At 61.2% G+C, this 13,107-nt stretch carries 10 protein-coding genes and 1 pseudogene; 6 read left to right on the top strand and 5 right to left on the bottom strand.

Features of this window, described 5'->3' with window-relative positions; all coding sequences use genetic code 11:
* The first annotated feature begins 81 nt into the window (after positions 1–81).
* On the top strand, positions 82–1,083 hold the full coding sequence (gene pgl, locus BJP61_RS15080; protein WP_171998634.1) for a 6-phosphogluconolactonase: 1,002 nt from the start codon (positions 82–84) through the stop codon (positions 1,081–1,083).
* Between the two features lie 584 nt (positions 1,084–1,667).
* Here the strand turns inward: pgl and BJP61_RS15070 are convergent.
* The 4 genes and pseudogenes from BJP61_RS15070 to bioA all read right to left on the bottom strand — a co-directional run bounded on the left by BJP61_RS15070 (position 1,668) and on the right by bioA (position 5,613).
* Positions 1,668–2,978, bottom strand: coding sequence for a putative acyl-CoA thioester hydrolase (locus tag BJP61_RS15070; RefSeq protein WP_161581849.1), 1,311 nt, complete (start codon positions 2,976–2,978; stop codon positions 1,668–1,670).
* Positions 2,979–3,089: 111 nt separating this feature from the next.
* Complete coding sequence (locus tag BJP61_RS15065) at positions 3,090–3,566, bottom strand: kinase inhibitor (protein ID WP_171998633.1); 477 nt, start codon at positions 3,564–3,566, stop codon at positions 3,090–3,092.
* Positions 3,567–3,579: 13 nt separating this feature from the next.
* On the bottom strand, positions 3,580–4,260 hold the full coding sequence (locus tag BJP61_RS15060) for a type 1 glutamine amidotransferase domain-containing protein (protein ID WP_038864036.1): 681 nt from the start codon (positions 4,258–4,260) through the stop codon (positions 3,580–3,582).
* Between the two features lie 64 nt (positions 4,261–4,324).
* A pseudogene (bioA, locus tag BJP61_RS15055) lies at positions 4,325–5,613 on the bottom strand (adenosylmethionine--8-amino-7-oxononanoate transaminase).
* An 84-nt stretch (positions 5,614–5,697) separates the two neighbouring features.
* On the opposite strand from bioA, the gene bioB reads away from it, so the two are divergent.
* Genes bioB through bioD form a run of 4 tightly spaced genes read left to right on the top strand, consistent with a single transcriptional unit; the run spans position 5,698 to position 9,304 of the window.
* Positions 5,698–6,738 (top strand): biotin synthase BioB, encoded by a 1,041-nt coding sequence (gene bioB / locus BJP61_RS15050; RefSeq protein WP_171998632.1) that lies wholly within the window; start codon positions 5,698–5,700, stop codon positions 6,736–6,738.
* Positions 6,735–7,886: an 8-amino-7-oxononanoate synthase gene (gene bioF / locus BJP61_RS15045; RefSeq protein ID WP_171998631.1), complete on the top strand. Its 1,152-nt coding sequence runs from the start codon at positions 6,735–6,737 to the stop codon at positions 7,884–7,886. The genes bioB and bioF overlap by 4 nt, the downstream gene beginning before the upstream one ends.
* Positions 7,870–8,628 (top strand): malonyl-ACP O-methyltransferase BioC, encoded by a 759-nt coding sequence (gene bioC / locus BJP61_RS15040; protein WP_171998630.1) that lies wholly within the window; start codon positions 7,870–7,872, stop codon positions 8,626–8,628. The genes bioF and bioC overlap by 17 nt, the downstream gene beginning before the upstream one ends.
* Positions 8,621–9,304, top strand: coding sequence for a dethiobiotin synthase (bioD, locus tag BJP61_RS15035; protein ID WP_161581844.1), 684 nt, complete (start codon positions 8,621–8,623; stop codon positions 9,302–9,304). The genes bioC and bioD overlap by 8 nt, the downstream gene beginning before the upstream one ends.
* A 4-nt stretch (positions 9,305–9,308) precedes the next feature.
* Here the strand turns inward: bioD and BJP61_RS15030 are convergent, their stop codons facing one another.
* Entirely contained in the window at positions 9,309–10,019 is a 711-nt protein-coding gene (locus tag BJP61_RS15030; RefSeq protein ID WP_038864024.1) for an ATP-binding cassette domain-containing protein, read from the bottom strand.
* Between the two features lie 889 nt (positions 10,020–10,908).
* Here BJP61_RS15030 and uvrB point away from each other — a divergent pair.
* Entirely contained in the window at positions 10,909–12,930 is a 2,022-nt protein-coding gene (uvrB, locus tag BJP61_RS15025) for an excinuclease ABC subunit UvrB (protein ID WP_038864023.1), read from the top strand.
* Positions 12,931–13,107: the final 177 nt, after the last annotated feature.

Genomic DNA, 13,107 nt, shown 5'->3' with positions numbered 1-13,107 from the left:
CAACGCCCGCGTCGGCACAGGAAGATAAAACACGCTACCCTTGAGACAGTCTTTCAAGCTGCAGTGAGGAAAGGAGTATTCATGAAACAAACCGTTTATACCGCAAGCCCTGAGAGCCAGCAGATCCACGTCTGGCGTCTGGAGCCGCAGGGCTCGCTGACGCTGTTGCAGGTGGTGGACGCGCCGGGGCAGGTTCAGCCGATGGTCGTCAGCCCCGACAAGCGTTTTCTGTATGTTGGCGTGCGTCCGGAATTTCGCGTTATCGCTTATCGCATTGCCGCCCATGACGGCACGCTCAGCGAGGCGGGCGAAGCGCCGCTGCCGGGCAGCCCGACCCATATCTCTACCGATCATACCGGTCGCTTCCTGTTCAGCGGCTCGTATAACGCGGGCAGCGTGAGCGTCGTGCGCCTGAACGACGGGCTGCCGGGCGAGACCGTCACCGTGGTGGAAGGGCTGGAAGGCTGCCACTCCGCGAATATCGCTCCTGATAACCGCACCCTGTGGGTGCCGGCGCTGAAACAGGACCGCATCTGTCTGTTCACGTTAACCGACGATGGCCGCCTTGAGCCGCAAACCCCGGCGGAAGTGACTACCGTCGCGGGCGCCGGGCCGCGCCATATGGTTTTTCATCCGAGCAAGCCATTTGCCTACTGCGTGAATGAGCTCAACAGCTCGGTCGACGTCTGGGCGCTCAACGATCCGCACGGCAAAAAAGAGTGCGTGCAGACGCTGGATATGATGCCTGCCGGTTTCGCCGACACCCGCTGGGCGGCGGATATTCACATTACGCCGGATGGCCGCCATCTCTACGCCTGCGACCGCACCGCAAGCGTCATCACGGTGTTTACCGTCTCTGAAGATGGCAGCGTGCTGGAAGTGCAGGGACATCAGCCGACGGAAACCCAGCCGCGCGGCTTTAACATCGACAACAGTGGTCAGTATCTGATTGCCGCTGGCCAGAAGTCGCATCATATCGCGCTCTACAACATTGAGGGCGCGCAGGGGCTGCTGACGGAAAAGGCGCGTTACGCGGTGGGCCAGGGCCCGATGTGGGTGGTTATCAACGCCTTCGAGGCGTAAGACGCACAAAAGAAAAAACCTCGCCGCGGCGAGGTTTTTTTTCGGCGGGGGTGAGCCGCCTGCACGTCTGTTGTTCTCAACGCTTTTATCCTAAATATTCCCGACTTTCCTGTAAACGTTTAGTGTGTACAAAAATCTCGTATTATTTTTATACGCAATAAAATGTTTTTTAAACAGGAAGTTATAAGATCTGAATATTATCCTAATCATTTGTGATGCTGTGTTTATATACAGTTTCTGGTGATAAAATTTGTGCGTTGAGTTGATGCTGCTTCGGGGCTGTATGGGTAACGAATTAAAGTCCTGGCTGGCGGGTGGTGCCGTCAGTGCCTTAGCCCCCGGAGCACGTCTGCTGTTCTCAACATTACCGGTGGCGACAGGCAAACTAAGGGTAAGTCATCGGGAGTGCTCCTTTTCAGGAGTCGCGTATGAGCGGTGTGGAATGGACTATTCTGTTCCTGCAACTCATTGTTGCAGTACTGCAACTGCTTGATGCTTTCTGAAGTGCTTTGGATAACGCAACAGGTCGCAGCAAAAAGGGGGATTGCTCCCCCTTTTTTGCTAAAGCCCGGTGACCGGCGCGATTACTTTTTCGGCTCAGCGACGACTTTGCTGCCGAGCCCGCGGTTGTTGTATTCCCACAAGCGGTTGGCGTTGGCGTCGTTCAGGTCACGCTGAATATTGCCTTTATCGTCCTGCGCGCCGGTGTTGCCGGTAAACGGACGCTGTGAACCCAGCGCCGGGCCCCACGGCTGCGCGGTGTTGAAACCGGCGTCAATCACGCTGTCGCGAATGACAACCTGGCCGTTCGGCGTCTGGCCTGGCGTATAGCCGTTAGCGCTCGCGTCCATATCCCACGCGCGGCCCAGTTGCGCCACACCTTCACCGGCCGCCACAAAACGGCTGTTCACCGCGAGGAAGCCGTAATAGAAGTTTGGCGCGGTCGCCGGCGCGAAGACATAGCCTTCTTTCTGGGTACGGGTGTTTACCACGCGGAATTCGGTGTTATCAAACACCACCGCGCCGCGACCGGCCACCAGATCGACATCGCCTTCCACATAGCTGTTCGTCACCTGCGTGCGGGTCAGACGATCCGGCGTAAAGCGGTTGCGGATATCGCTGTTGGTCACCAGGAACGGGTTCTGGCGGCCCAGGATATTAACCTTGTTGATCTGCACCCGATCGCCGTCGGTACGCAGCGCGACGGCCTGATGCTGGCCTTCGCCCGCCGCGTCGCCGAGGCTGTTTTCAATGGTCAGGTTTTGCAGTTGCAGGCCGTTATTCTGCGACCAGAACACGGCGGAACACATCAGGCCAACGCTGCCGTTACGGTGATTCTGGCAGTTGTCGAACATGTACCAGGCCGGTTTGCCGGGCATATATTTGCCGGATGGGTTCACGGTACGACGCCAGGTGTTGGCATCCATTTCGCTGTCCAGCGCGGCGCTGATCTTCACGTCAATCGGTTTTTCGCCGGTGCCGTAAAGGGTCACGCTGCCCGGCGCGGCGGGCACATATACGGTGCCTTCATAGGTGCCCGGCAGAATCGCGATGTACTGACGATTGCTGGCGTGACGGGCGATCGCCGCGTCCACCGCCGCCTGAATGCTGGTATGGGTCACGCCCTGTTCGCCCGCCTGGCCGACCACGAAGTCCGGTTTTTCAGGCAGTCGAATCGACGACGGTGCCCACGGCGCGGCATTCGGGTCGATATTAGAGAAGTAGCGGGCCGGGACGAAATTCTTCGCTTCATCCGCAGACAGCACCGGGCGAGCCGACGTACCCGGCGCGCGTTGTTCAGAAGGACGTTGATCCGGTGGCGTTGAGCTGCATGCAGTCAGTGTCACGCCAAAAGCGAACGCCAGCGCCAGACGGGATACCGAAAATTTGTTCAAGGGTTGCTCCTTGCTAAGCCTGTTAAAATGAGGGAACGCACAAGAGCCTGCTTTTTTATACTAAGTTGAGCGAAACGGGAAGCCGATTGTGACAACCGGCTTCAAAATGCGTCAGAGATAATGCGCGGTCAGCGAGGCGCTGGCGAGGCGGTGAAAGTGCACGTTAAACCCGACCAGCGCGCCGCTGGCGTTCTCATCCACCTCGATACGCTCTGTGTCCAGCGCGTGCACCGTGAAGATATAGCGGTGTGTTTCGCCCTTCGGCGGCGCCGCGCCGCCATATCCCGCGGTGCCGAAATCGGTGCGCGTCTGGATGGCGCCGTCCGGCAGCTCGGCCTGGCCGGAGCCCGCGCCCTGCGGCAACACGCGCGTGTCGGCAGGCAGATTCGCCACGACCCAGTGCCACCAGCCAGAGCCGGTCGGCGCGTCCGGATCGTAGCAGGTCACCACAAAGCTTTTGGTGCCGGGCGGCACGTCATCCCAGGTAAGATGGGGCGAAATATTATCGCCCTCGTAACCCATGCCGTTAAAGACGTGGCGCATGGGGAGTTTGTCGCCGTCGTTAAAATTGACGCTGATGAGCTTCATGCCGTCTCTCCGTTTACAGATGCAGCAGTTTTAACAGCGCTTCGGCGGTGGCGGCGGAAGAGGCCGGGTTCTGGCCGGTCACCAGATGCCCGTCGACCACAACATGCACGCCCCAGTCGTCGGTGCGCTCAAAGTGACCCCCCGCCTGTTTCAGCGCGTCTTCCACCAGGAACGGCACGACGTTGGTCAGCCCGACCGCCTCTTCTTCGCTATTGGTAAAGCCGGTCACGCGTTTACCTTCCACCAGCGGAGTACCGTCCGGCTTTTTCACATGGCGCAGCACGCCGGGCGCGTGGCAGACGGTCGCCACCGGCTTGCCGCCGCCCCAGTAGTGCTCAATCAGCGCGATGGAGATAGGATCTTCGGCGAGATCCCACAGCGGGCCATGACCGCCGGGGTAAAACAGCGCGTCATATTCGTCGGCGTTGATCTCATCAAGGCGCACAGTACTGGCGAGCGCCTCCTGAGCCTGCGGATCTTCGCGAAAGCGACGGGTGTCGGAGGTCTGCGCGTCCGGCGCGTCGCTTTTCGGATCGAGCGGCGGCTGGCCGCCCTGCGGCGTGGCGAGCGTTACGTCGATGCCCGCATCGTGAAAGACATAGTAAGGCGCGGCGAACTCCTCCAGCCAGAAGCCGGTTTTTTTCCCGGTATCGCCCAGTGTGTCGTGGGATGTCAGTACCATCAGAATCTTCATCGCGTCCTCCTGGTTTTATCGCAAATCCTGAAAGTGTAGTGCATCCCCGTCGTTTGCCTGGCGCTCAGTGTCTGAAAAAGCGCGGGTTTCTCACCGCCTCACATACCGCGCGGGTCAGGCGCGAAAGCTGTTCCGGCGTGATGATATAGGGCGGCATCAGGTAGATCAGGCGGCCAAACGGACGCACCCAGACCCCTTGTTCAACGAAAAAGCGCTGCAGCAGCGCCATATCGACCGGATGATGGGTTTCGACCACGCCGATAGCGCCGAGTACACGCACATCGGCGACCAGCGGCAACGCGCGGCACGCAGCGAGTTCGTCGCGTAGCTGCTGTTCTATGGTCGCCACCTGCGCGCGCCAGTCGCCGGTTTCCAGCAGCGCCAGGCTCTCTGCGGCCACTGCACAGGCGAGCGGATTGCCCATAAACGTCGGGCCGTGCATAAAACAGCCTGCCTCGCCGTTGCTGATGGTCTCGGCCACGAGTCGGGTAGTGAGCGTCGCCGAAAGCGTCATGGTGCCGCCGGTCAGCGCTTTGCCCAGGCAGAGAATATCCGGCGCGATCCCGGCGTGCTCGCAGGCGAACAGCTTGCCGGTGCGGCCAAAACCGGTCGCTATCTCATCGGCGATAAGCAAAATCCCTTCGCGATCGCACATGCGGCGGATGCGCTTTAGCCACTCCGGGTGATACATGCGCATGCCCCCGCGCCCTGGACAATCGGCTCCAGAATAACGGCGGCGATGTCATGACGGTGCGCAGCCAGCAGCCTTGCGAACGGAGCGATATCGCGCTCATCCCACTCGCCGTCAAAGCGGCTCTGCGGCGCGGGCGCGAACAGGTTCTCCGGCAGGTAGCCTTTCCACAGGCTGTGCATGGAGTTGTCCGGATCGCACACCGACATCGCCCCAAACGTGTCACCGTGGTAGCCGTGGCGGAAGGTGAGAAAGCGCTGGCGCGGCTCGCCGCGGGCGTGCCAGTACTGCAACGCCATTTTCATCGCCACTTCCACCGCCACCGAACCGGAATCGGCGAGAAACACACATTCCAGCGTCTCCGGCGTCATCGCCACCAGCCTGCGGCACAGGGCTATCGCGGCAGGGTGGGTGATGCCGCCGAACATCACATGCGACATCGCCTCAATCTGGTTTTTCATGGCCGCGTTAAGGCGCGGATGGTTATAGCCGTGAATGGCGGCCCACCACGACGACATGCCGTCCACCAGCCGCTCGCCGGTCGCCAGTTGCAGTTCACAGCCTGCCGCACCCGCCACCGGGTAAACCGGCAACGGCGCGCTCATTGAGGTATAGGGGTGCCAGATGTGGTCACGATCGAAGGCGAGATCGTCGGGTGTTATCATGACTTGTAAACCAAATTAAAAAGATTTAGGTTTACGAGTATATCCATAACCCAGATAAATAAAACCCTTTGGAGATGCCCGATGGCTCACCTTTCACGCTGGACTTTGTCGCAAGTCACTGAACTTTTTGAAAAACCGCTGCTGGATCTGCTGTTCGAAGCCCAGCAGATCCACCGCCAGCATTTCGACCCGCGCCAGGTGCAGGTCAGCACGCTACTGTCGATCAAAACCGGCGCCTGCCCGGAAGATTGCAAATATTGCCCGCAGAGCGCGCGTTACAAGACCGGCCTTGAGGCCGAGCGCCTGATGGAAGTCGAGCAGGTGCTTGATTCGGCGCGTAAAGCCAAAGCGGCCGGCTCCACGCGCTTCTGCATGGGGGCGGCCTGGAAAAACCCTAACGACCGCGATATGCCCTACCTTGAGCAGATGGTGCAGGGCGTCAAAGCAATGGGCCTTGAAACCTGCATGACGCTCGGCACGCTGAGCGACGCCCAGGCGCAGCGTCTCGGCGAGGCGGGGCTTGACTACTACAACCACAACCTCGACACCTCGCCGGAGTTTTACGGCAACATCATCACCACGCGTACCTACCAGGAGCGTCTCGACACGATTGAAAAAGTGCGCGAGGCGGGCATAAAAGTCTGCTCCGGCGGCATCGTGGGGCTGGGGGAAACCGTGACCGACCGCGCCGGCCTTCTGCTGCAACTCGCCAACCTGCCGACGCCGCCGGAAAGCGTGCCGATTAACATGCTGGTGAAGGTGAAAGGCACGCCGCTTGCCGATAACGACGACGTCGACGCGTTTGATTTCATCCGTACCATCGCGGTGGCGCGCATCATGATGCCGACTTCATACGTGCGTCTCTCGGCGGGCCGCGAGCAGATGAGCGAGCAGACCCAGGCGATGTGCTTTATGGCGGGCGCTAACTCCATTTTCTACGGCTGCAAACTGCTGACCACGCCAAACCCTGAAGAGGACAAAGATTTGCAGCTGTTCCGCAAGCTCGGCATCAACCCGCAGCAGACCGCGGTGCTGGCGGGCGATAACGAACAGCAGCAGCGTCTGGAGCATGCGCTGCGCGACGCCGACAACGCACAGTATTACAACGCGGCGGCGGTATGACCTGGCAGGCGAGAATCGACGCGGCGCTCGCTTCGCGTGAAGCCAGCCACAGCCTGCGCCGTCGCGTCGTCTGCGACCCGGCGCCCGGCGGCGCCCTGGTCCATCAGGGCATTCGCTACCGGAACTTTTCCGGCAACGACTATCTGGGACTGAGCCAGCATCCGGCGCTGGTCGCCGCCTGGCGACAGGGCGCGGAAAAGTATGGCGTCGGCAGCGGGGCGTCTGGTCACGTCAGCGGATACAGCGGCGCGCATCAGGCGCTGGAAAACGCACTGGCGCAGTGGCTCGGCTACGATCGCGCGCTGCTGTTTATCTCCGGTTTCGCCGCTAATCAGGCGGTGGTGGCTGCGCTGATGCAGCCGCAGGATCGCCTTTTTGCTGACCGGCTAAGCCACGCCTCGCTGCTGGAGGCCGCAAGCCACAGTCCGGCGACGCTTCGCCGCTTTGCGCATAATTCGCCGCAGGCGCTCGCGGCGCTGCTAGATAAACCCGGCGCCGGTCTGACGCTCGCCTTCACCGAAGGGGTGTTCAGCATGGATGGCGATCTCGCGCCGCTCGCTGAGCTCGCCGGGCTGACGCAGGACGCGCAGACGCTGCTGATGGTGGATGACGCCCACGGCATCGGCGTGCTGGGCCGTGAAGGGCGGGGCAGTTGCGATGTCGCCGGCGTGAAGCCCGATTTACTGCTGGTGACGTTCGGCAAGGCGTTTGGCCTGAGCGGCGCGGCGCTACTGTGCAGCGAGCCGATGGCCGATTATCTGCTCCAGACGGCGCGCCACCTCATTTACAGCACCGCGATGCCGGCGGCGCAGGCGCAGACGCTGAACGCCGCGTTAACGCTCATTCGCGAAGGCGACGATCGGCGCGCGCGACTGGCGCGCCATATCGCCCGGTTTCGCGCGGGCGCGGCGCAATTGCCGCTGAGGCTTGCCGGGTCGCAGACCGCGATTCAGCCGCTCATCGTCGGTGAGAACGGTGCCGCGCTTGCGCTCGCCGCCCAGTTGCGCGAACGCGGCTGCTGGGTAACGGCCATCCGCCCGCCGACCGTGCCTGCGGGCACCGCGCGGCTGCGCCTGACGCTGAGCGCCGCGCATCAGGATGACGACATCGACGCGCTGCTGGAGGCGTTATATGACGGTTGCCGTTGATAAACGCGCCGTGGCCGCCGCGTTTGGCCGCGCGGCGCAGAGCTATGATAATTTCGCGACGCTCCAGCGCCAGAGCGCGCAATTGCTGGCGGAACACTGCGGCGCACAGGGCGTCGCGACGGTGCTGGACGCGGGCTGCGGCACCGGCGCGGGCAGTCTCGACTGGCGTGCGCGCGGCTGTGACGTCACCGCATTCGATCTAAGCCCCGGCATGCTGGCGCAGGCGCGCGAACGCCGCGCCGCACACCGCTACGTGCAGGGCGATATTGAGGCGCTGCCGTTCGCCGATGCAAGCTTTGATCTCGTCTGGAGCAACCTGGCGGTGCAGTGGTGCCAGAGCCTTTCGGCGGCGCTGGCGCAGATGTTACGTGTCGCACGGCCGGGCGGGCGAGTGGCGTTCAGCACGCTGGCGCACGGCTCGCTTCACGAACTGCATCAGGCGTGGAGGGCGGTGGACGACCGGGCACACGCCAATCACTTCGCCAGCCCGCAATCCATTCACGCCGCCGCGCCCGCAGCCCGCATGACGCTGCGCCAGCATCCGGTAACCCTGCTGTTTGCCGACGCGCTCGGCGCGATGCAGTCCCTGAAGGGCATCGGCGCTACCCATCTGCACGCCGGACGCGAGAGCCGCACGCTCACGCGCCGCCAGCTGCGTGCGCTGGAAGAGGCCTGGCCGCGACAGGATGGCCGCTTCCCGCTGACTTACCACCTGATTTCTGGAGTGATTAAACGTGACTGAACGCTGGTTTATTACCGGAACCGATACTGAAGTGGGCAAAACCGTCGCCAGCTGCGCGCTGCTCGAAGCGGCGAAGGCTGCCGGACGGCGCGCGGCGGGCTACAAGCCGGTTGCCTCGGGCAGCGAAATGACGCCGGAAGGGCTTCGCAACAGCGATGCGCTCTCGTTACAGCGACACAGCAGCGTGGCGCTGCGTTACGAGCAGGTCAATCCGCTGACGTTCGGGGAGCCGACCTCGCCGCACATCGCGAGCCGGGAAGAGGGGCAGCCGATTGATTTCGCGGTGATGTCCGCAGGCCTTCGCGCGCTGGAGCAGCAGGCCGACTGGGTGCTGGTGGAAGGCGCGGGCGGCTGGTTTACGCCGCTCACCGACGACGCCACCTTTGCCGACTGGGCGCAGCAGGAGCGTCTGCCGGTTATCCTGGTGGTCGGCGTAAAGCTTGGCTGCATCAACCATGCGCTGCTGACCGCGCAGGCGGTGCAGGCCGCCGGGCTGCGTCTTGCGGGCTGGGTGGCGAACGATGTGCAACCGCCGGGCCGTCGTCATCAGGACTATCTCGCCACGCTGCAACGCCTGCTGCCGGCGCCGATGCTTGGCGAGATCCCGTGGCTGGGCGCTGAGCCGGACGTGACGCCCGCCGCGCAGTGGATTGATGTAGGGAAACTGGCGCGTTAACGCCTCAGGGCGTTATCCAGTGCGTCATGCGCGCATCGGTTAACTGCGCCACGCTGCCGCGGGCCACGGCGCGCCCGCGATGCAGCAGACAGAAGCGATCCGCCACCCGGCGGATAAACGCCAGGTGGCGCTCCACCAGCAGCAGGCTCATTCCCCATTCGCGGTTAAGCCGCACCAGAATATCGCCCAGTCGCGGAATAAATTTCTGTCCAAGCCCGCGCGTTGGTTCATCAAGGATGAGCAGGCGCGGACGCGTCACCAGCGCCTGGGCAAGCGTCAGCTGGTGCGCCACTTCCGGCGTCAGGCGCGAGGCCTGCGCGTGGCGCTCGTCATACAGCGCCGGGAAAAGGTCAAACACCGGCTCCGGCAGGGTGGCTCCGGTCCGGGGCTGCGCGAGCAGGGCGATATGCAGATTTTCTTCGACGGTGAGCTGCGAAAAATAGCGCCGTTCCTGCGGTACATAACCGATGCCCAGCGCCGCGCGCGCCTGCGCCCCGACGCGCATTAACTCCTGCGGCGCGCATCCGGCCTCGCGCCAGAGAATACTGCCGCTTTTCACCGGTAAATGCCCGGCGATGCAATTTAACAACGTGGTCTTTCCCATGCCCGGCGCGCCGATGACGCAGGTGCACTCCCCCGGCAGTAAATCGAGGCTGACGTCCCACAGGGTATGCTGCGTGCCGTAAAAGTGGTTAACCGCGTGCAGACTTAACATGGCGCTTCTCCTTCAGACAGGGTATCGAAAAACGGCGTTGGCGCGCCGCGCGTAAACGCGGGTCGCGCTCTGACTTCCCCGGTCTGCCCACGCATCCTGCTTCGCTCCCCGGCAAGGACGGGAAGCGGGTGTCGTTCCGGTAACAGGGGTATTGCAATTCTCTTGCCAGCCAGTGAAAACACCTTTGATCGGGCCAGGAATTGAGACTAAACCTAAAGGAGCGCCGGCAAGCCAGTGCGTTATCCTGGCGAAAGCCTGTCGGCGTGCACGTTTTGAGTGCCAGGCTTAGCGTGGTTTTGGTGCAGCGCGAGGCAAAAGCAAGCAAAAATCTGTGAATGGGATCGCGCCACAGGCGCCCGTCAGAGGACGTAAATACGGCGAAAACCAGGCGGGAAAAATTTTTTCTGAGCCAGACGCGGGGGTTCAGAGTGAATAGCCCACGCGGCGCGCTTTCAGGGCTGGAGGCAGTTATCCACTATTCCTGTGGATAACCTTGTGCATTAGAGTTAGAAAACGCGCCGTAAGCGAGAGCGGATGCGGGTTTCACCCGATCTGGCGCGAAAGCCGTCTTTTATGAAAAATCGTTTTAAATTAGCAGGTTAATTAAAAGCAAGCGCTGAAGGAAAAGTGTCATCTGCTGCAACAAAAGTATCACAGCTTCGCTTGACAAATGTTAAAGGACAAAAAGTTCTGGGGATAACCGCTACCCGCCAGTGTTTTATCTCGCAAGCGGGCAAATTTTCTTCATTCCTGCCGGTAAAAGCGCGACAAAGACAACATCCGCTAACCGGCTACTGATTTTATATCCAGTATTTATCGCTGGCAAAAATCGCTGCGGTGAGTACAATTAACGCTCTGTTCCGCGCGAATCTTCATCAGGTGTTTCTTCATGAGCAAACCGTTCAAACTCAACTCCGCTTTCAAACCTTCCGGCGACCAGCCAGAGGCTATCCGCCGCATCAAGGAAGGGCTGGAGGACGGGCTGGCGCACCAGACGCTGCTTGGGGTGACGGGCTCGGGTAAGACCTTCACCATGGCGAACGTTATCGCCGATTTGCAGCGCCCGACGATGGTACTGGCGCCTAACAAAACGCTGGCGGCGCAACTCTACGGCGAGATGAAAGAATTCTTCCCGGAGAATGCTGTCGAGTATTTCGTCTCCTACTACGACTACTACCAGCCGGAAGCCTATGTGCCGAGCTCCGACACCTTTATCGAAAAGGACGCGTCGGTGAACGAGCATATTGAGCAGATGCGTCTGTCGGCGACCAAAGCGTTGCTGGAGCGGCGCGATGTGGTTGTGGTGGCGTCGGTGTCGGCGATTTACGGTCTGGGCGATCCGGATCTCTATCTGAAAATGATGCTGCATCTCACCAAAGGGATGATCATTGACCAGCGCGCGATTCTGCGTCGACTGGCGGAGCTGCAATATACCCGCAACGATCAGGCGTTTCAGCGCGGCACCTTCCGCGTGCGCGGCGAAGTGATCGATATCTTCCCGGCGGAATCGGACGACCTGGCGCTGCGCGTCGAGCTGTTTGACGAAGAGGTGGAGCGGCTGTCGCTGTTCGACCCGCTGACCGGCACCGTGGATTCCATTATCCAGCGTTTCACCGTCTACCCGAAAACGCACTACGTCACCCCGCGCGAGCGCATCGTGCAGGCGATGGAAGAGATCAAAGTGGAGCTGGCGGAGCGTCGTAAGGTGCTGCTTGAGAACAACAAGTTGCTGGAAGAGCAGCGTCTGACCCAGCGCACCCAGTTCGATCTCGAAATGATGAACGAGCTTGGATATTGCTCGGGCATCGAAAACTATTCGCGCTATCTCTCCGGGCGTGGGCCGGGCGAGGCGCCGCCAACGCTGTTTGACTATCTGCCGGCGGACGGGCTGCTGGTTATCGACGAATCGCACGTGACCATTCCGCAAATCGGCGGGATGTTCCGCGGCGACCGGGCGCGCAAAGAGACGCTGGTGGAGTATGGCTTTCGACTGCCGTCGGCGCTGGATAACCGTCCGCTGAAGTTTGAAGAATTTGAGGCGCTGGCGCCGCAGACCGTCTATGTGTCGGCGACGCCCGGCAACTATGAGCTCGAAAAATCGGGCGGCGAGATTATCGATCAGGTGGTGCGCCCGACCGGGCTGCTCGACCCGATTATCGAAGTGCGTCCGGTGGCGACGCAGGTGGACGATCTGCTGTCGGAGATCCGCAAACGCGTCGCTATCAACGAACGCGTGCTGGTGACGACGCTCACCAAGCGAATGGCCGAAGATTTAACCGAATATCTGGAAGAGCACGGCGAGAAGGTGCGCTACCTGCACTCTGACATCGATACCGTGGAGCGTATGGAAATCATCCGCGACCTGCGGCTGGGTGAATTTGACGTGCTGGTGGGCATTAACCTGCTGCGAGAAGGGCTGGATATGCCGGAAGTGTCGCTGGTGGCTATTCTTGACGCCGACAAAGAGGGCTTCCTGCGTTCCGAGCGCTCGCTTATTCAGACCATTGGCCGCGCGGCGCGTAACGTCAACGGTAAAGCGATTCTCTACGGCGATAAAATTACGCCGTCGATGGCCAGAGCGATTAGCGAAACCGAACGCCGTCGTGAGAAGCAGCAGGCATACAACGAAGAGCATGGCATTGTGCCGCAGGGGCTGAACAAGAAGGTGGTGGATATTCTGGCGCTTGGCGAGAATATCGCGAAAACCAAGCCGAAAGGCCGCGGCAAAGGCCGGACCGTCGCCGATGTCGAAGCCGCTGAGCTGGCGCTGACGCCGAAAGCGCTGCAGCAGAAAATTCATCAGCTGGAAGCGCAGATGGTGCAGCACGCCCAGAACCTGGAGTTTGAAGAGGCGGCGCAGCTGCGCGACAAGCTTCACCAGCTACGCGAGCTGTTTATCGCTGCCTCGTAATGCTCTCGCTCTGGCGCGGGCGTGAATGCGTCAACGTGGAGGGTAAGCAGCGGTGCTTCGCTTACCCCTGCGATATTGAACAAAGAGCATGGCGTTTGCAGGGTGGGTAAGCGCATCCGCCATCATGCCCCGCGACAGCCCCGGTCTCACCCGCCGTTGCGGCGGTAAAACCCCACA

The sequence above is a fragment of the Cronobacter sp. JZ38 genome (assembly GCF_008932145.1).
Lineage (GTDB): Bacteria > Pseudomonadota > Gammaproteobacteria > Enterobacterales > Enterobacteriaceae > Cronobacter > Cronobacter muytjensii.
Note: the sequence above shows the minus strand (reverse complement) of the source record. Positions and strands in the feature narration are given on the sequence as shown.